An 18,308-nucleotide genomic window follows, 5' to 3' on the forward strand; every position below is an offset into this window, starting at 1 on the left:
GTTCCGTCCGCCGGCGCTCTCCATTTTTTCCGCTTTATCCGGTAGCAGTTCGGCACTGGCATTGTGCAAAACATGCATCGACCTCGCCTGCCTCCCTGTGCACAATAGAGCCCTCCAAAGATTGCTCCGGATTTGCTGTGCCTGTGATCAAACGTTATCTGCTGCGGCCTCTGCTCAAGGCGACACTCTGGCTGGTCGCCGGCTGGGTTGGCTTCAGCGTGCTGCTGGTGTTGCTGCTCAAGGTCGTCAATCCGCCGGTCTGGTCCTGGCTGATACAGCGCGAACTCTTTCCGCCCTCGGGGTACCCGGATGAATTTGCCCATCGCTGGGTGGCGACGCAGCGTATCGCGCCGGCCATGCGCCTGGCCGTGATTGCCGCGGAAGACCAGCGCTTTGCCGAACACAGCGGCTTTGACTTCAAGGCCATCAAGCGGGCGCTGGACCACAACCTGGATGGCGGTAGGGTGCGCGGCGCCAGTACCCTGACCCAGCAGACCGCGAAAAACCTGTTTCTCTGGGCCGGGCGCAGCTATGTGCGCAAGGCGCTGGAGGCCTGGTTCGCGCTGCTGCTGGAATTGCTGTGGGACAAGGGCCGCATTCTAGAGGTGTATCTGAATATCGTCGAATTTGGCCCCGGCATCTACGGTGTCGAGGCGGCGGGGCGCTATTACTTTGGTACCCCTGCACGGTCGTTGTCCGAGTTGCAGGCCGCACGCCTGGCGTCGGTCCTGCCCAATCCCTACCGGTACCGCGCCCAGCCACCGAGTCCCTATGTGCAGCAGCGCAGCCAGTGGATCCTGCGCCAGATGCGCCAGCTCGGCACTGTCACGCTCAAGGCAGTCGACGACTGAGCGGGCTGCGCGTCGCCGCAACCCTCAACAACAACGCTCTGATCAGGAATATCAATGCGAATACTTCACAGCTCGGACGGGCACCTCGGGCAGCGTTTTATGGGCAGCACTTGATGAAGGCTCGTGAACCCGAACACCGGGCCTTCCTGGCCTGGCTGATCGTGCACAGACCGCCGCAACCCTTAACAACAGCGCTCTGATCAGGAATATCAATGCGAATACTTCACCGCTCGGACTGGCACCTCGGGCAGCGTTTTATGGGCAGCACTTGATGAAGGCTCGTGAACCCGAACACCGGGCCTTCCTGGCCTGGCTGATCGTGCACAGACCGCCGCAACCTTTAACAACAGCGCTCTGATCAGGAATATCAATGCGAATACTTCATAGCTCGGACTGGCATCTCGGGCAGTATTTCATGGGTCGTATTGCATGGGGAAAGCCCGTGAACCCGAACACAACAGCGCTCTGATCAGGAATATCAATGCGAATACTTCATAGCTCGGACTGGCATCTCGGGCAGCACTTCATGGGAAAAAGTCGAGAGCCTGAACACCGGGCCTTCCTGGCCTGGTTGATCGAGCAGGTACAGGCCCAGCAGGTGGATGCGCTGGTGATCGCAGGAGACCTGTTCGATACCGGCACGCCGCCCAGCTATGCCCGCCGGCTTTACAACCAGTTTATTGCGGATCTGCGCCTGACGGGGTGCCAGCTGGTGATCCTGGGCGGCAACCATGACTCCGTCTCCACCTTGCATGAATCCCGCGAGCTGCTGGCCTGTCTGGGCACCACCGTGGTGGGGGGCGTGACAAGCGACCCGCAGGACCAGGTTATCGTGCTGCAGCGCCGCGACGGCACGCCGGGGGCGGTACTCTGTGCGGTGCCCTACCTGCGGCCGCGGGATCTGATCGAAAGCCATGCCGGTGAAAGTACCCAGCACAAGCGCCAGGCGCTGAGCGAGGCGATCGGTCGTCATTATACCGTTATCTTTGAGGCGGCCTGTGCACGCAGGGCCGCGCTCCAGGCGGAATACGCGCCGGCGCCCGGTGCTGCACCGGCTATCGAGCTGCCGATTATCGCCACCGGGCACCTGACCTGTGTTGGCGGCCAGCTGTCCGAATCGGTGCGCGAACTCTATATCGGTACCCTGGAAGCCTATCCGGCGGGGGCCTTTCCGCCGGCCGACTATATCGCCCTGGGCCATCTGCACCGGGCCCAGTGCGTCGGCGGCGAGTCCCATATTCGCTACAGCGGCTCGCCCATTCCCCTGAGTTTTGATGAAAGCCGCGGCAGCAAGCAGGTGCTGCGGGTGGACTTTGCCGATGGCAAGCTGGCCGAGGTCATGCCCCTGGCGGTGCCGGTATGGCAGCCCATGCAAAGCCTGAGCGGGTCCCTTGCCGAGCTCGAAGCCCGGCTGCAGCAACAGTTTGGCGCTGAGGCCTCTGAGGCCGCAGAGCCCGGCACCCCGCCGGTCTGGCTCGAAATCGAAGTGCGCGGCGATGATTACCTCAGCGACCTGCAGCCCCGGGTGCAGCAGCTGGTGGAAGGCCTGCCGGTGGAAGTGCTGCGCATCCGCCGTCAGCGCAGCGGGGGCTCCACGGCCTTGCAAGCGGACAGTCGTGAAACCCTGCAGGAACTGTCGGTGCGGGAGGTCTTCGTGCGTCGCCTGGCGCTGGAAGAGGCGCTGGATGATAGTAGCCGGGAACGGCTGACAAGTGCCTTCGAGTCACTGCTGGCACAGCTGCAGGACGAGGAGGCCAAGTCATGCGCATCCTGAGTCTGAGACTGAAAAATATCAATTCCCTCAAGGGGGAGTGGAAGCTGGATTTTCGCGCGCCCGAGTTCAGGGACAACGGCCTCTTTGCCATTACCGGCCCCACGGGGGCTGGCAAAACCACCCTGCTGGATGCCATCTGCCTTGCGCTCTACCACGCCACCCCCCGCCTGAATGTGTCGGCGGGCAGCAACGAGCTGATGACCCGCCACACCGCCGACTGCCTGGCCGAGGTGGAATTCGAGGTGCGGGGCGACGCCTACCGCGCCTTCTGGTCCCAGCGCCGGGCCCGCAATCAGCCGGACGGCAAGTTGCAGGCGCCCCAGGTGGAGCTGGCCCGGGGGGATGGCCAGCTGCTCAGTACCCGCATTGGCGAGAAGCTGGCGCTGGTGAGCGAGCTGACCGGACTCGATTTCGCGCGCTTTACCAAATCGATGATGCTGGCCCAGGGCGGCTTTGCGGCCTTTCTGAATGCCAGCCCTAACGAGCGCGCCGAGCTGCTGGAGGAACTCACCGGTACCGAGATCTACGGTGAGGTGTCGCGGCTGGCGTTCGAGCGCAAGCGCAGTGAGGAGGCAGCGCTGCAGGTGCTGCAGGCCCAGGCCGGCGCCGTGAAGTTACTGGATGCGCCCGGTCTGGCCGCACTGGAGGCCGAGCAGGCCGCGCTTTCGGCGCAACAGGGCGCCCTGCAGGCAGACGACAGCCGGTTGCAGCAGCAGATCCAGGGGCTCGAGTCCCTGGGAGAAGCCCGCAAGGCGCAGCAGCAGTGGCAGCTGGAGCAGGCCCGGGTTGCACAGCGCTTCGAGGCTGAAGCGCCCGCACTGGCCAGGCTTGATGCCTGCTTGCCGGCACTGGACATGCGGCCGCTGCACCAGCAGTGGCAGGCGGATCTGGCGCAGGCGCGTGAACTCGAACAGGCCCGGCTGCGGGACGAGCCATTACTGGCACAGGCGCTGGAACAGCTGGAGAGTCGGCAGGCGCAGCATCGCCAGGCACAGCAGGCGCTGGACGCGGCGCAGCGCAACCGCGAGGCCACCGAGACCCGCTTGCTCGAAGAGGTCTTGCCGCTGGATAACCGAATTGCGCAGCTGGCCGAGCGCCAGCAGGAGCTGACGGTCACGCTCGCGGCGCAGTCGCGGGGGCTCGATGAGCAGGCCGCGCAGCGCGCGCAGCTCGAGGCCGCGCTGGAGCAGGCGCAAACGCAGCGTGAGCGGGCACAGGTCTATCTGCAGGCACAGCCCGCGGACGCCCGGCTGGGTGAGCAGCTGCCGCTCTGGCGGTCGCAGTTCGCCCAGCGCGAGCGACTGCAGGTCCAGTTAACGCAGCTGCACAGCCGCAGTCAGGGGCTGGCACAGCGTCAGGCGGAACTGCACAGCGCACTGCCTGTGCTGCAGCGCGAGCAGGCACAGCAGCAAAAGCTTCAGCAAAGCCTGCGTCAGCGCGCGCAGGAATTGGGGCACGCCCGCGCGGCCCTGCTGCAGTCGCGCACCCCGTATGAGCTTGAGCAGGGACAAAGGGCCTTGCAGGGGGCGGTGCGTGCGCTTGACCGGCTCAAGGATATGGCGCGGCGCTACCAGGAGCTTGTCTCCTCGCTGGCACAGCGCAGCCGGCAGATCGAGCAATGCACCCTGGAACAAGCGGCGTTACAGGCGCAGCTCACAGCGGCACGACAGCACTACAGCGAGTGCAAGCAGCACCGGGATGACCTGGAGGTAATGCTGGCGCAGGAACAGCGCATCAGCGATCTGACCCGGTACCGCGAGCAGTTGCAGCCCGATGATGCCTGCCCGCTCTGTGGTTCGCTGCAGCACCCCTATATAACCGAGTACCGCCAGCCCAACCTGTCGCAAACCCGCCAGCGCTACGATGCCAAAAAGCAGCAGCTGGAACAGCTGCAGCAGGATGGCCAGAAAATGGCGGCCGCCGTGGCGGCGGTGCAGGCGAACCTGGCGCAGTTACAGGCGCAAGATACCCAGGAGCTGGCGGAGCAGCTGCGCCTTGGCAACGAGGCCCGGCCGCTGCTCGATGGCTTGCCGCAAGGGGCGGGCGTCGCGCTTCAGCTGACCGATACGGCGGGCATTGCTAGCCGGGAAGAGGCTTACGCCACTGAGCTGGCGACGCTCGAGTCCACCCTGGGACAGCTGCGTGAACTCGAGCAGGCGGTACAGCAGCTGCAAAGCGAAAGCGCGCAAAACGACAGCCTGCTGGCGCAGCAGGCCCAGGGGCTGGCGTTGCAGGCCCAGGAAATGCAAACCCTGCAGCAGCAACAGGCACAGGTCGATCGCGAGGCCAACGCCCAGCAGGGTGCCTTGACTGAGCTTGAGCAGGCATTGCAGCAGAGTCTGCAAGACAGGTCGGATGCAGCCCGATTGCCGGCGGCCGAGGCGCAAGCTGCCTGGCTCGAGAGCCGGGAGCATGCCTGGGCACGGTATCAGCAGATGCAGGCGGATCACGGCCAGCAGGCACGACAATGCGAACAGATCCAGTTGCAGCTTGAAAGCCTGGGGCGCGAGCTGGCACTGCTGCAACAGCAGCAGGCGGCAAACCTTGAGCAGCAGAGTAACTGGAGCGCGCAGCAGTCGGCCCTTGGCGCCGAGCGGGCCTTGCTGTTTGACGGCGCGCCGGTGGCGCAGGTCCGTGCACAAGTACAGCAGGTGCTACAGGCGGCCGACAGCCACGGCCAGCAGGCGTCTGCCGCGCAGGCTGATGCCCAGAAACGCGTCGATGCGTTGCGGGCCAGTCTTGCAGCCCTCGAGGGTCGCCAGACCTTGGTAGGGCAGCAGCTCGATGCGTCGGCGCAGGCCTGGCAAAAGGCCCTGGCGGCCAGTCCCTTTGCCGACGAGGCTGCCTATGGCGCCGCCTTGCTCGAGCCGGAACAGCGGCGCGAGCTGCAGGCACTGCGCAAGACGCTGGATGAAGAGCGCGCCCGTGCCCAGTCGCTGCTGCAGCAGGCGGTATCGCGCCTGGCTGAGCTGGAACAACAGCCCTTTGCGGCGCTGCAACTGGACGCCGTGCGGGCCGAACGGGCCGGGGTTGGCGCGCAGTTGCAGGCCATTGGCGAGCGGCGCGGCGCGCTGATACAGCAGCTCGAGCAAGACAGGCAACAGCGGGCATCGCAGCAGTCGCTGCTGCAGACGATCGAGGCGCAGCAGCTGACGGCCGATACCTGGTCGCAGCTGTCCAGCCTGATCGGTTCCCAGAAAGGCGACCGCTTTCGCCGCTTTGCCCAGGGGTTGACGCTGGATCACCTGATTTACCTGGCCAACCGACAGCTGGAGCGCCTGGATGGGCGTTACCGGCTGCAGCGCAAAACCGGCGACGAGCTGGAACTGGAAGTGATCGACAGCTGGCAGGCCGATGCGCTGCGCGATACCCGCACGCTGTCGGGGGGGGAGAGTTTCCTGGTCAGCCTGGCGCTGGCGCTGGCGCTGTCGGACCTGGTCAGCCACCGTACCAGTATCGACTCGCTGTTCCTCGACGAGGGCTTTGGCACCCTGGATGCGGACACCCTGGATACGGCGCTGGATGCCCTGGACAGCCTGAACGCCAGCGGCAAGATGATCGGTGTCATTTCCCATGTAGAGGCGCTGAAAGAGCGTATCCCGGTGCAGGTGCGGGTGCGCAAGGGTAACGGTCTGGGCTGCAGCGCGCTGGATGCGCGCTTCAGGTTCGAGCCCGCGCCCTTGTAGCATCCCGCCGGGCGGCGAGCTTGCCCGGGCCGGCGGAGTGCCGGCTGTAAACTGCGCAGGGCATCGAGGCCCGCAACCTCGCTGAACCGCTTGTGACAGGCGCTGGCAAGACAGCCGCAACGGATTGCACCGGATAACCCGGTCGTGGCGATGTTTGTAGCATTGGCGTCGGCCCGGGGGTTAAAAAAACACCGCTGCAGGCATACTATTGCGCCTGCGCACAGATCAACAGAGTCGAGCAACGCTATGGGATTTACCAGCACCGGTCTTCACCCGTCACTGATCAATGCGGTCACGGAGCAAGGCTATACCGAACCTACCCCGATCCAGAGTGCCACCATCCCGGCGATCCTGGCCGGGCAGGATGTGATGGCCGGTGCCCAGACCGGCACCGGAAAGACCGCCGCCTTCGCGCTGCCCATCCTGCAGCAGCTGAGCGACGCGCCGAGGGCCGAGGGGGCCAGGCGCGTGATTCGGGCGCTGGTGCTTACCCCCACCCGGGAGTTGGCCCAGCAGGTGTACAAGAGCTTTGTCGATTATGGCCAGAACAGTCCACTGCAGACGGCGCTGGTATACGGCGGCGCCAGCGTCAATACCCAGATGGCGGCCCTGGCCGGCGGCGTGGATATTCTGGTGGCGACCCCCGGCCGCCTGCTGGACCTGATCGGGCGCGGCGCGGCGGACCTGCGCGAGGTGCGCCACCTGGTGTTCGATGAAGCCGACCGCATGCTGGACATGGGCTTTATCGACGAAATTCGCCGCATCATGAAGCCCATTCCCGCCGACCGCCAGACGCTGCTGTTCTCCGCCACCTTTGGTAACGAGATCTTTGATCTGAGCAAGACCCTGCTCACCGACCCCACCCTGATCGAGGTGGATGCCCGCAATACCGTGGCGCGCCAGGTCGAGCAGATGGTGTACGCGGTGGATGCGGACCGCAAGCGCGAGCTGATTTCCTACCTGATCGGCAGCAAGAACTGGCACCAGGTGCTGATCTTCACCCGCACCAAGCAGGCCGCGGACGAGCTTGCCAGCGAGCTGTGCAAGGACGGCCTGAAAACCCAGGCGATCCACGGTGACAAGTCCCAGGGCGCGCGGGAGCGGGGGCTGGAAGCCTTTCGCGAGGGCAAGATCCGGGTGCTGGTGGCCACCGATGTGGCGGCGCGCGGGCTGGATATTGACCAGCTGCACTACGTGGTCAACTATGAGCTGCCCTACAACGCCGAGGACTACATCCACCGTATCGGCCGTACCGGCCGCGCAGGCGGCTCGGGCCAGGCGATTTCGCTGCTGAGCCCGGCGGAGGAATACCTGCTGGAAGAGATCGAAACCATTCTGGATACCAAACTGCCGCAACAGTGGCTGCCAGGCTACGAGCCTGATCCCACCAAACCGGTGAACCGGCCGCGCAACGCCAGCAAGGGCGCCCAGAAAAAACGTGCCCGGGACCGCGCCCTGGGCAAAAAGCCGGATCGCCGTCGCCGCTGAGGGCGGAAATGGCTGAACCCGGCAGGGCAGGGGCAAGGAGCAGGGAGCAGGGAGCTAGGAGCAGGGAGCCCGCACCACCGCGGGCCCTGGCGTGGCGGCGCTATTCGGCCGGCGCGGGAGCGCCCAGCGCCAGGTAGTTGTCGATCCCCCTGATCTGGTCTTCCGGGTGATGGTTGACGTAGATCACCGAGGTCTCGGTGCCGGCACAGATCTTTTCGATCAGGGCCAGCACCAGCTGGCGGTTCATGTCATCCAGTCCCAGGCAGGGCTCGTCCAGGATCAGCAGCGGCGGATGTTTCACCATTGCCCGGGCGATCAGCAGCAGGCGCTGATCGCCGTAGGACAGCTTGTTGAACGGCTGGTCGGCCCGTGCACCCATGCCCAGCAGTGCCAGCCACTGGTCGGCAATCTGGCGCTGGCGCTCGGTGCACTTGGTGTACAGGCCGATACTGTCGTAAAAGCCCGAGATGATCACGTTGCGAAGGCTCGTGCCAACGCGGTAATCCCACTGCAGGGAGGTGGACACGTAGCCGATGAACTGCTTGATCTGCCAGATGCTTTCGCCGCTGCCGCGCTTGAAGCCAAACACGAAGATATCGTTGACGTAGCACTGCGGATGGTCGCCGGTGATCAGTGACAGCAGGCCGGTCTTGCCGCTGCCGTTGGGGCCGCTGAGCTGCCAGTGCTGGTTGCGCTCGATGGTCCAGTGCAGCTGGTCGATCAGCACCCGCTCGCCGTACTTGATGCTCACACCGTTGAGTTTCACCAGCGGCTGGGCCGGGTCCAGCTTCGCGAGGGCGGTGTCGGGGTCGGCGCCCGGTACGTCCAGGTCGGTGGTTTTCAGGTGCAGCAGCTGGTACAGCTCGGCGTAGGCGGTTTCGTCGCTGCGCTCCACCCGGTGCGCCAGCCGGCCGTCGTCAACGTAGGCGATATGGGTGATAAAGTCCGGGAACTCGTCGAAACGGTTCAGTACCAGCACCATCGGAATGGTTTCGACCAGGCTTTCCAGGTACTGCTGCAGCATGGCCAGGGTGTTGGCGTCCAGGCCATCGAAGGGTTCGTCCAGCACCAGCAGGTCCGGCTGGCTTGCCAGCGCGCGCACCAGCAGCATCTTGCGCGACTCGCCGGTGGAGAGCTTGCGAAACGCCTGGTCCAGTAGCGGTTCCAGCCCGAACAGGCGTGCCAGCTCGTCCACCAGGGCGGGGTCTGTTTCACCATTGAGCAGGATGTCACGCACCGGCGTGCCTTCGGCGATAACGTCCATGATGTCGGCATCGTCCTTTTTCAGCTCGGCGGCGATCAGCTCCGCCTGGGCTTCAAAGGACACCAGGGCGACGCGGGCCGGCACGCCGGACAGGCTGCCGGAAACGGTCTGGCCGGTGCCGGCCAGCACCGCCGCCAGGGCGGACTTGCCCGAACCGTTGGCCCCGGTAATGACCCAGTGCTGGTTGTCTTCTATTTGCCAGTCGATGTTGTGCAGCGCAAAGCGTTCGTCAAAATTAACCGTGAGATCTTCCAAACGAATAGTCATGGGCCTGCCCGTGTGAATTTTTGGGTAAAAAAAAGGCCAGGAATCAGTTCCCGGCCTTTTTTACCGACGCTCCGCCAGGCAGTGCCCGGCGGATCGCTGCGGTGGTCTTAAACGATTTTCTTCATGTCAGCCATGTGGCCGCGCAGGGTCGCACCGATGGCTTCAACCGGGTGGCTGCGCAGGGCGGTGTTGACTTCGATCAGGCGGGCGTTGTCCACGCCGTTGTCGTCAACGGCCAGGCCGCGACCGATAACGTCGGACTTGATGCCCTTCATGAAGTCGGCCAGCAGCGGCAGGCAGGCGTGGTTGTACAGGTAGCAACCGTATTCGGCGGTATCGGAGATGGTCGCGTTCATCTCGTACAGCTTCTTGCGGGCGATGGTGTTGGCGATCAGCGGGGTTTCGTGCAGTGACTCGTAGTAGGCGGAGTCGGCAACGATACCGGCAGCGGTCATGGTTTCGAAGGCCAGCTCGACGCCCGCCTTGACCATCGCAACCATCAGGATGCCGTGATCGAAGTATTCCTGCTCGGAGATTTCAACATCGCCGGCCGGGGTTTTTTCGAAGGCGGTTTCGGCGGTTTCAGCGCGCCATCCCAGCAGGTTTTTGTCATCGTTCGCCCAGTCTTCCATCATGGTGCGGGAGAAGGTGCCATCGATGATGTCGTCCTGGTGCTTGTTGTACAGCGGACGCATGATCTGCTTGAGCTCTTCAGCCAGGTCGAATGCCTTGATCTTGGCCGGGTTGGACAGGCGATCCAGCATGTTGGTCACGCCGCCGTATTTCAGGGCTTCGGTGATGGTTTCCCAGCCGTACTGAATCAGCTTGGAGGCGTAGCCTGCATCGATGCCTTCTTCGATCATCTTGTCGAAGCACAGCAGGGAGCCGGTCTGCAGCATGCCGCACAGGATGGTCTGTTCGCCCATCAGGTCGGATTTGACTTCAGCAATGAAGGAGGACATCAGTACGCCCGCCTTGTGGCCGCCGGTGCCAACAGCGTATGCCTTGGCCAGGGCCAGGCCTTCGCCCTTGGGATCGTTGTCTTCGTGCACGGCGATCAGGGTCGGTACACCGAAGCCACGCACGTATTCGTTGCGTACTTCAGAACCCGGGCACTTGGGTGCAACCATGATGACGGTCAGGTCGTCACGGATCTTCATGCCTTCTTCAACGATGTTGAAACCGTGGGAGTAAGACAGGCAGGCGCCTTCTTTCATCAGCGGCATAACGGCGTTGACAACGGAGGTGTGCTGCTTGTCCGGCGTCAGGTTCAGCACGACGTCGGCGGTGGGGATCAGGTCTTCGTAGGTGCCGACGGTGAAGCCGTTTTCGGTGGCATTCTTGAAGGACTGGCGCTTCTCGGCGATGGCGGATTCACGCAGGGCGTAGGACACGTCGCAGCCGCTGTCGCGCAGGTTCATGCCCTGGGCCAGGCCCTGGGCGCCGCAGCCGATAACAACCATTTTCTTGCCTTTGAGAGCTTCAACGCCATCGCTGAACTCGTCCATGGACATGAAACGGCACTTGGCCAGTTGCTCGAGCTGCTCGCGCAGCGGCAGGGTATTGAAGTAGTTGTTAGACATGACTGAAATTTCCACTCTTTTAAGTTGCTGCCGGGGCAGCGAAATCATCAAGTAAGCCAGGCGTGCGCACGCTAATCGCGGGTCGCTCGGCCCGGCTCGCCATTATAGACCCAGGCTGAGCCGGACTCGCACTGCCGTCCGACTTTTCAATGCCGCTACTTTAACGAACTCGTTCTCTTTCGTAAATCGATATAAATGCAACATAATGTGCCATATTGTGAAATATGCTCTTCGAGGCGTTCCCGTGGATATACGCAACCTGAAACACTTCCTGGCCCTGGCGGACAACCTGCACTTTGGCCGCGCCAGTGCCGCCTGCCATATCAGCCTGTCGGCACTGTCGCGCAACATCCGCCAGCTGGAGGATGAGCTGGGGGTCGAGCTGTTCAACCGCGACAACCGCACCGTGGTGCTGACCGGCGAAGGGCAGAAGTTCCAGCAGTATGCCCGCGAGGCGATCAGCGAGTGGAACCTGATCCGCAATGCGCTGACCGGTGCGCCTGACCAGCTGCACGGCGAGGTCAGCCTGTACTGCTCGGTAACGGCGGTGTACAGCCTGCTGTTCGATCTGCTCAACCGGGTGCGGCACGAGTATCCCGGCATCGAGATCAAGCTGCACACCGGTGACCCGGAGCAGGCCGTTGCCCGGGTGATTGCCGGCGAGGAAGACATCAGCATCGCCGCCCATCCCCGATCCTTGCCCCGGGGGCTGGCCTTCAAGCCCGTCATCGTTTCGCCGCTGGTGTTTATCGCCCCCGCCGAGCGCAGCGACCTGGAAGTACCCATAGTGGCGCCCGCAACCCCCGAGCAATGGGCGCAGACACCGATGATCCTGTCCGAGCGCGGCATTGCCCGCAACCGCATCGATGCCTGGTTTCGCAAGATGGAGGTCAGCCCGCGCATCTATGCCCAGGTGGCCGGTAACGAAGCCATCGTCAGCATGGTCAGCCTGGGGCTGGGCATCGGTGTGGTGCCTCAGATTGTGCTGGACAACAGCCCCGTGGCGGACCGCATCCGCATACTGGATGTGCAGCCGGCGCTGGAGCCCTACGACGTAGGGCTGTTCGCGCTGAAAAAGAACCTGAAAAATCCGCTGGTCAATGCGTTCTGGTCGCTGGTGGAGGCTGACTGAACCGGCTGGCTGCCACTTTTGTGGGGTCACACCACCCCTGGTACCTTATTCCTTATTCCTTATTCCTTATTCCTTATTCCTTATTCCTTATTCCTTATTCCTTATTCCTTATTCCTTGCCCCTTGTGCGTTCGGCTACTTTTTCAGCCAGCGGGTGACGGGGTAGAGCAGCTGGCCGATGAAGCTGCGGGGCAGCCGTACTGTGGTACCGTAGTCCGCCGGCCAGTGCTTGGTGGGCATGTGGTAGGTGCCAAAGAGGCGGTCAAACAGCACCGTGTGGGCCGAGTAGTTGGTATCGATGGCGGGCTTTTCCGAGCTGTGATGCCAGTGGTGGAACTGGGGCGTGACCAGCACATATTTCAGCGGCCCGAACGACAGCCCCAGGTTGCAGTGAATCAGAATGGCCTGCAGCGCGGCGAAGGCGACATAGATATCCAGCGCGGTCTTGTCGGCCCCCAGCAGGTAGAGCGGCACCATCACCATGGCGCGTTCGGAAAACACCTGGATAAAGTGTCCGCGCGAGCCGGCCAGCCAGTCCAGCTGTTCAATCGAGTGGTGCACGGCATGAATCGGCCAGAGCGGCGTTACCTCGTGGTAAAGCCGGTGCTCCCAGTAAAGCACGAAGTCGGCGCACAGAATGATCACCGCCACCTGCAGCAGCACCGGTGTTGAGCGCAGGCTTTCCTGCAGCGAGGCGCTGAGGGCCCAGTCGAAGTGGCTGGCGTGATAGTTGGCATAAATCAGGATGGCCGAGATGGCCAGGTGGTTGAAGCAGAAATACAGCAGGTCCAGGCCCCATTCGCTGCGCAGGATCACCTGGTTGCGGTACTTGGGAAAGCATTTCTCCAGCGTCATGAACACCAGGGTCGAGCCCAGGAACGCCAGGATCAGCCAGTCGACGCCAAGCGACAGCCGCACAGGCTCCACCGGGCCTACGGGAATGGAATAACCGCCCAGGGCAAAGGCCATGAGCGTGAGTACGATACCCACCGCCCCCAGGCGCCTGTGGCCGTTCAGCACGAAACTCAGCACGCCGAAAAACAGCGAAAAATACATGCCGTATTTCAGAAACTGCTGCAGGAAAGCGGCATCGTAGGCCTGGCGCAGCTCGATCGTCGTCAGGTAGGCAGGATACAGGTACGCCAGCACGGCGAGCAGGCTCAGGGCGCCGAGAAACAGCGAGCAGTAGGCGCTGATCTTGCCTTCACCAAAGCGGAACTGGCCCTCGATATCGAGTGCTTGCTCGCGTTCGCGGTATTCGTAGTCGTTTTTCATTGCGTGCCTGTATTTGTCGTCCATGATATCGGTTAGACCCGCCTGGCAGATCGCCAGGCCCGAAAGTGTGGGCCCGCCGGATGCCGGTTGCCTGCCTGATTGCCCGCTTAATAGTGGACTATTGAGGGCTGGGAGACCAGTGAGGCCCCGGCATCAGCGACGCACGTTGCCATCGATCTAGGAAGCCTGGTTTGCAGCGCGTCGCTAAAGGTCTTGCGGTACAGGCGTCATGCCTGCAGATGCTGTTGGAAAAATTCTATGGTCCAGTTCCATGCCAGTTCCGCCGCTGCTTCGCTGTAGCGCTCGGTGGAATCGTTATGGAAGCCGTGATTGACCCCGTCGTACATGTGCACGCTGTACTGCCTGTCGCCGGCGTTGAGATCGGCTTCATAGTCGGGCCAGGTGGCATTGACCCGTTTGTCCAGCTCCGCCAGGTGAATCAGCAGCGAGGCCTTGATGTTCTGGCGGATGTCCTTGGCCGGCGGTGTACCGTAAAACGGCGCCGCGGCATCCACCAGATCCGGCAGGCTCGCCGCCAGCATGTTGGAGATGTAGCCGCCGAAACAGAACCCCACCACGCCGAGTTTGCCGTTACTCTTGGGATGCGTTTTGAGGAACCTGGCGGCGGCCATGAAGTCCTGCTCGACCTTGGCCTTGTCCAATGAGCTTTGCATCTCGCGGCCCTGGTCGTCGTTGCCCGGGTAGCCTCCCAGGCTGTGAAGAATGTCGGGCGCAAAGGCGATGAAGCCGGCCTTGGCGGCCCGGCGCGCCACATCCTTGATGTAGGGATTGAGGCCCCGGTTTTCATGCACCACCAGTACCACCGGGGCCGAGTTGGTCACGGCTGTGGGGGTGACCAGATAACCGCGCCCCTCGCCATGGCCATCGGGTGACGGGAAGGTCGCATATTCGGCACTGATATCGGGGTCATTGAACGAGACCTGTTCGGCCAGTGCATAGTTGGGTAGCAGGGCCGCGGACAGCACGCTCATGCTGAACCCCAGCGCGGTGAGGCTCGACAGGCGTGACAGGAACTCTCGCCGGGTTATGTCGCCGTGCGCGTATTCGTCGTACCAGTCGAAGGCTTCCTGGGGAATCTGGTGCGGTTCGCCGTAACTCTTGATAGCTTCTTGCATAACACAACCTCGTCGTCGTTGCTCGAGATAAGCGTTATTCAGGCTAGCCGAAAGTGGTAAAAGCACGCCGGGAAGCATCGAACTTTGCATTCCTTTGGGTTTGTGCGTGCTTGGGCGCCAGATGCGTAACGTGCCGGGAGCGCGGTGAGCAGAGCCTGGACAGAGACAGAGGGTCCAGACCAGCGGTCGGAAGGCGCGCAGCCGTGCAGCAACTGATTTACCCCGTCCGGCGTGGGGTGTATTAACGCGCGGGCCGGTGGCAATAGAACCCAACAGGAGCGCAACCCATCATGACCGAACAGGAAAAAATGCTGGCCGGCTTGTCCTATGACTCCTGGGATCCTGCGCTGGTGGGCTTTCGGAAGACAGCCAAGTCTCTGTGCCATCGGTTCAACCTGGCGGATCCGGCCGATCTCGAGGGCCGGATGGCCACCCTGGCCGGGCTGCTGAAGCTCGGGGGCACGGCGCATATCGAGCCGAATTTCTTCTGCGACTACGGCTTCAATATACATGTCCGTGATGGCTTCTATTCAAACCACAACCTGACGATTCTCGATGTTTGCCGGGTTGATATCGGGATAGGATCCTGTTCGGCCCCAACGTTATGCTGAGCACCGCAACGCATCCGGTTGGTCCGGTTGCGCGGCTGGATAGCGGATACGGCGCGCCGATCAGGATTGGCGACAACAGCTGGCTCGGCGGTAACGTCTCGGTACTGCCGGGCATCATCATTGGATGCAATTGTGTCGCGGGCGCCGGCAGCGTCGTAACCCGCGATCTGCCCGATAGTGTCGTTGCGGCGGGCAATCCCTGATGGGTCATCCGATCGGTGTAGCACTGCTCGGTGTACAGCGGTTGTATCGATTCACGCAGCGGCAGCGTTGATGGCGCCTGGGGTTCTGTTCGAGTGAAATAGCCTGTTGCTGCAGAATTTCCGCCTCGGCGGGATCGCCGCTCGTGAGCCAGCGCTGGTACAGCGCCATGATCTCCGAGGCGCTGTACTTGCGGTAGTGCCTGCAGCTGCGGGCGACCAGTTCCAGCATCCAGGCGAAGCTGCCGGCCAGCTCAGCGAGGACGTGCCGGTGGTGCGCCGCATTGTCAGCCAGGAAATCGTAGGCGCCGCTACCCATGCCGATAAAGTAATCGCGCTGGATACCCCGTTTTGCATAAAGCTCGGGGAATAGGGCGCCGAGAAACAGCGCCAGGTCACCGAGGTGTCGCAGTATCAGGCAGCGTTCGCAGCTGTCGCCGGCTTCCAGCGCATCGCCATGGTGGCGGATCTGCCGGAGGACGAGGACAAACCGGACGCGCCGGCCCCTATGGGTGGTGACTGGGGCTGATCGCAGCCCCAGGCGGGGTATGGCGCTGTGCCGACCAGAGCCCTTCGAAAAGCGCCGTATCCCGCAGGCGCGCCGGCCCCGGCGCGAAGCAGCGATTTTGGGATCGGGTGCATGGACGGTTTATGCGCGCTCACGGATGGCACGGATATCCTCGATATCTACCGGCCGCGAGAGCACAGATTTATACCTAACCAAGTCTTCCTTTAACATAAGGGGCAGCTCAAGACCCAGCAAATGCACGGTCCTACAGCGAGAAAAGTCAATGCTGAGCGAAACCCAGCTCTGGTTGCCTGCATCAAAAATTTGAGGGTCGTCGGCATTGCCAACTTCCACCTTGATACCTTCATACTTGAAGTGGACGTAGGTTAGATCCCAGCCTTCCTCCTGCCGGTGAGCGGCGGCCTTGGAGGCAAATTGTTCGCCGGCCTGAACCACTGCCGAAAAATGCTCGCCAGGCACGAAAAGATCGATGTCGTTCAGAACAGGCTGAGCGCCATACCCGTTAGCTGCGAGTCCGCCACAGATCCGAAAGGGGATATTCCTGTCTTTCAGTAACCCCACAATCCACTGGGCTGCCAGTTGATGAATGCCTCCTCCTATTTTGCCTATCGCCCGTAGTTACGGGCGCCTGGTAGCGACGCTGGAATCCAGGTCAGCCATGCCTACTGCGATGGGATACGCGCTCGTCAAGACAGACAGGGCCAGGGCGCATCTGCAGTCTATAGTACAGACACCGTTGCGAGGCACCCCCGGGGAAACATGTTTCTGGACCTTGGCCTGACAGCCAACCTTTTACTCTTCGCGGGCGCGGCCCTGGTGGTCGGCGTCTGCGGTGTGCTACTGACGGCGAAAGCCGAAACGCTGGCGCGTGTCACCGGACTCGGCCAAGCGATCCTCGGTGCCGTGGTGCTGGGCGCCCTGACATCCCTGGCCGGTACCATCACTTCGGTCACCTCGGCCTGGTCCGGTGCAGCGGAACTGGCATTCGGCAACGCCATCGGCGGCATTGCCGCCCAGACCACCTTCCTGGTAATAGCCGACGCCCTTTACCGCAAGGCCAACCTGGAGCATGCCGCCGCTTCGGAAGAAAACCTGATGCAGGGCGTGCTGCTGGTCGTATTGCTGGCGATACCCCTGCTCGGCATTGCGGGTCCCGGCTTCACGTTCTGGTCCATCGACCTCACCTCGCTGGCGATCCTGGCCGCCTACCTGTTCGGAATACGCCTGCTGGCCCATTCACACCGGGTACCGATGTTGTATCCGCGCCGCACCAACGCGACCGCCGAACCCGAGCCCCAAAGGCTACCGAGCCTGCGTGCCGGCGATCGCGGGCTCTGGCTGTCCTTCCTGCTGCTCGCCGCTGCCGTCGGCGCCAGCGGCTGGGTGATCGCCCAGACCGGCATTGCACTGTCACGGCAGACCGGACTGTCTGAAACCCTGGTCGGCACGCTTTTCACCGCGGTCGTCACCTCGATACCGGAACTGGTCATCGCCATCGCCGCCGTCAAAAGGGGCGCGTTGACCCTGGCGGTCGGGGACATTCTCGGCGGCAACACCTTCGATGTGCTCTTCCTGGTCTTCTCCGACATCGCCTACCGCTCCGGTTCCCTCTACCACGCGGTGTCGACGAGCATGGTGTTCTGGCTCGCGCTCAATATCCTGCTGACCGGTATTCTGCTGACCGGGCTGCTGCGGCGCGAACGGCGGGGGCCTTTCAATATAGGCTTCGAGGGAATACTGGTGCTGGCGGTTTATCTGATCGGCGTGACGATAATCTTGCTGTAGTGAGCCGGCAGCCGGCTCGACAGTCCCTGTCATGGCCCCTGCGGGCCTGAACGCACAATGGCTTCAGTGCTCGCCGGCTTCATAAGGGGGAGGAGGCCGCGCTGATGTATGGGGGATACTGGTTCAGATCTGTAATTGCTTTGCTTTTACGGGAAGGGCAGGTGGCGGCTTCGTAGACTAATAGCATGCCAAGGGCCGCGATCGTTAACCCCGGACTGAAAAGGCCTCGTGGTAGGTCACCTGGCCCTGGGGATACTTGCCGTTAAAGGACAGCGCCTGAAAGTACTCCGCGGGCACGCCGGGATATACCAGCCCGTCAACGACCTTGAAGCCGAAGCGACCGTAATAACCGGGATCACCCAGCACAACGCAGCCGGCGGCACCCGTTTCCTGGAGCCTGGCAAGCGCACTTCTCACAAGCCTTGATCCAGCGCCCCGGCCCTGAAACTCCGGCAAAACAGACACGGGCCCAAGTCCGAACCAGCCCGTTGCGACACCGGACACGGAAACCGGCGAGAGGGCGACATGGCCAATAATCTCTCCATCCGCTTCGGCAACCCGGGAGATCGTCAATGCACCCGACTGCCGAAGCGCCTCAACAATAAACTGCTCCGTGTGATCACTATGGGGGGCATGCAAGAATGCCTGCTCGGTGACCCAGCCTATTGTCGCGGCATCACCGACACCTTCGTTGCGTACCTGAATGTCCAAATAGCGACCTCCTGGAA

Annotated in this window: 15 protein-coding genes; 8 read left to right on the plus strand and 7 right to left on the minus strand. The window is 62.6% G+C overall.

From position 1 onward, the window contains the following. Positions 1-137 precede the first annotated feature (137 nt). The 4 genes from mtgA (at position 138) to KDW95_RS03105 (ending at position 7,799) form a co-directional block, all read left to right on the plus strand. On the plus strand, positions 138-851 hold the full coding sequence (gene mtgA, locus KDW95_RS03090; RefSeq protein WP_255854796.1) for a monofunctional biosynthetic peptidoglycan transglycosylase: 714 nt from the start codon (positions 138-140) through the stop codon (positions 849-851). Positions 852-1,332: 481 nt separating this feature from the next. Next, a complete protein-coding gene (gene sbcD, locus KDW95_RS03095; protein ID WP_255854798.1) occupies positions 1,333-2,625 on the plus strand; it encodes an exonuclease subunit SbcD in 1,293 nt (430 codons plus the stop codon). Beyond that, positions 2,613-6,311: an AAA family ATPase gene (locus KDW95_RS03100; RefSeq protein WP_255854799.1), complete on the plus strand. Its 3,699-nt coding sequence runs from the start codon at positions 2,613-2,615 to the stop codon at positions 6,309-6,311. Before sbcD ends, KDW95_RS03100 begins: the two co-directional genes overlap by 13 nt. A 246-nt stretch (positions 6,312-6,557) precedes the next feature. Then, entirely contained in the window at positions 6,558-7,799 is a 1,242-nt protein-coding gene (locus tag KDW95_RS03105) for a DEAD/DEAH box helicase (protein ID WP_255854800.1), read from the plus strand. 100 nt (positions 7,800-7,899) lie between these two features. Here KDW95_RS03105 and modF read toward each other — a convergent pair whose 3' ends face one another. Together modF and ilvC are read right to left on the minus strand one after the other, a co-directional pair. Further along, positions 7,900-9,330 (minus strand): molybdate ABC transporter ATP-binding protein ModF, encoded by a 1,431-nt coding sequence (gene modF / locus KDW95_RS03110; RefSeq protein ID WP_255854801.1) that lies wholly within the window; start codon positions 9,328-9,330, stop codon positions 7,900-7,902. 107 nt (positions 9,331-9,437) lie between these two features. After that, the gene (gene ilvC / locus KDW95_RS03115; protein ID WP_255854802.1) at positions 9,438-10,913 is read right to left on the minus strand and encodes a ketol-acid reductoisomerase; all 1,476 of its coding nucleotides are present in this window, start codon (positions 10,911-10,913) and stop codon (positions 9,438-9,440) included. Positions 10,914-11,157: 244 nt separating this feature from the next. On the opposite strand from ilvC, the gene ilvY reads away from it, so the two are divergent. Beyond that, entirely contained in the window at positions 11,158-12,045 is an 888-nt protein-coding gene (gene ilvY / locus KDW95_RS03120) for an HTH-type transcriptional activator IlvY (RefSeq protein WP_255854803.1), read from the plus strand. 134 nt (positions 12,046-12,179) lie between these two features. Here ilvY and KDW95_RS03125 read toward each other — a convergent pair whose 3' ends face one another. Together KDW95_RS03125 and KDW95_RS03130 are read right to left on the minus strand one after the other, a co-directional pair. Then, positions 12,180-13,343: a sterol desaturase family protein gene (locus tag KDW95_RS03125; RefSeq protein ID WP_255854804.1), complete on the minus strand. Its 1,164-nt coding sequence runs from the start codon at positions 13,341-13,343 to the stop codon at positions 12,180-12,182. 203 nt (positions 13,344-13,546) lie between these two features. Continuing rightward, a complete protein-coding gene (locus KDW95_RS03130; RefSeq protein WP_255854805.1) occupies positions 13,547-14,455 on the minus strand; it encodes a dienelactone hydrolase family protein in 909 nt (302 codons plus the stop codon). A gap of 290 nt (positions 14,456-14,745) precedes the next feature. On the opposite strand from KDW95_RS03130, the gene KDW95_RS03135 reads away from it, so the two are divergent. After that, positions 14,746-15,066 (plus strand): maltose acetyltransferase domain-containing protein, encoded by a 321-nt coding sequence (locus KDW95_RS03135; protein WP_255854806.1) that lies wholly within the window; start codon positions 14,746-14,748, stop codon positions 15,064-15,066. Next, complete coding sequence (locus tag KDW95_RS03140) at positions 15,060-15,269, plus strand: DapH/DapD/GlmU-related protein (protein ID WP_255854807.1); 210 nt, start codon at positions 15,060-15,062, stop codon at positions 15,267-15,269. Before KDW95_RS03135 ends, KDW95_RS03140 begins: the two co-directional genes overlap by 7 nt. 4 nt (positions 15,270-15,273) lie before the next feature. Here KDW95_RS03140 and KDW95_RS03145 read toward each other — a convergent pair whose 3' ends face one another. Both KDW95_RS03145 and KDW95_RS03150 read right to left on the minus strand, forming a co-directional pair. Next, positions 15,274-15,585 carry a hypothetical protein gene (locus KDW95_RS03145; RefSeq protein WP_255854808.1) on the minus strand — a complete coding sequence of 104 codons (312 nt, stop codon included), beginning with the start codon at positions 15,583-15,585 and terminating at the stop codon, positions 15,274-15,276. A gap of 330 nt (positions 15,586-15,915) precedes the next feature. Further along, positions 15,916-16,356 (minus strand): hypothetical protein, encoded by a 441-nt coding sequence (locus KDW95_RS03150; RefSeq protein ID WP_255854809.1) that lies wholly within the window; start codon positions 16,354-16,356, stop codon positions 15,916-15,918. A gap of 198 nt (positions 16,357-16,554) precedes the next feature. Between KDW95_RS03150 and KDW95_RS03155 the strand changes: the two genes are divergently transcribed. Continuing rightward, on the plus strand, positions 16,555-17,580 hold the full coding sequence (locus KDW95_RS03155; protein WP_255854810.1) for a sodium:calcium antiporter: 1,026 nt from the start codon (positions 16,555-16,557) through the stop codon (positions 17,578-17,580). Between the two features lie 204 nt (positions 17,581-17,784). Here KDW95_RS03155 and KDW95_RS03160 read toward each other — a convergent pair whose 3' ends face one another. After that, entirely contained in the window at positions 17,785-18,291 is a 507-nt protein-coding gene (locus tag KDW95_RS03160; protein ID WP_255854811.1) for a GNAT family N-acetyltransferase, read from the minus strand. Positions 18,292-18,308: the final 17 nt, after the last annotated feature.

This window comes from Marinobacterium rhizophilum (genome assembly GCF_024397915.1).
In the GTDB taxonomy this organism is placed as follows: Bacteria; Pseudomonadota; Gammaproteobacteria; order Pseudomonadales; family Balneatricaceae; genus Marinobacterium_A; species Marinobacterium_A rhizophilum_A.

Bases quoted from the DNA above. Each gene is read 5' to 3' on its own strand.
- KDW95_RS03145 (WP_255854808.1), bottom strand. From the start codon at position 15,585: ATGGGTAGCGGCGCCTACGATTTCCTGGCTGACAATGCGGCGCACCAC.
- KDW95_RS03125 (WP_255854804.1), bottom strand. From the start codon at position 13,343: ATGGACGACAAATACAGGCACGCAATGAAAAACGACTACGAATACCGC.
- KDW95_RS03130 (WP_255854805.1), bottom strand. From the start codon at position 14,455: ATGCAAGAAGCTATCAAGAGTTACGGCGAACCGCACCAGATTCCCCAG.
- KDW95_RS03140 (WP_255854807.1), top strand. From the start codon at position 15,060: ATGCTGAGCACCGCAACGCATCCGGTTGGTCCGGTTGCGCGGCTGGAT.
- sbcD (WP_255854798.1), top strand. From the start codon at position 1,333: ATGCGAATACTTCATAGCTCGGACTGGCATCTCGGGCAGCACTTCATG.
- KDW95_RS03100 (WP_255854799.1), top strand. From the start codon at position 2,613: ATGCGCATCCTGAGTCTGAGACTGAAAAATATCAATTCCCTCAAGGGG.
- KDW95_RS03105 (WP_255854800.1), top strand. From the start codon at position 6,558: ATGGGATTTACCAGCACCGGTCTTCACCCGTCACTGATCAATGCGGTC.
- modF (WP_255854801.1), bottom strand. From the start codon at position 9,330: ATGACTATTCGTTTGGAAGATCTCACGGTTAATTTTGACGAACGCTTT.
- KDW95_RS03155 (WP_255854810.1), top strand. From the start codon at position 16,555: ATGTTTCTGGACCTTGGCCTGACAGCCAACCTTTTACTCTTCGCGGGC.
- KDW95_RS03135 (WP_255854806.1), top strand. From the start codon at position 14,746: ATGACCGAACAGGAAAAAATGCTGGCCGGCTTGTCCTATGACTCCTGG.
- ilvC (WP_255854802.1), bottom strand. From the start codon at position 10,913: ATGTCTAACAACTACTTCAATACCCTGCCGCTGCGCGAGCAGCTCGAG.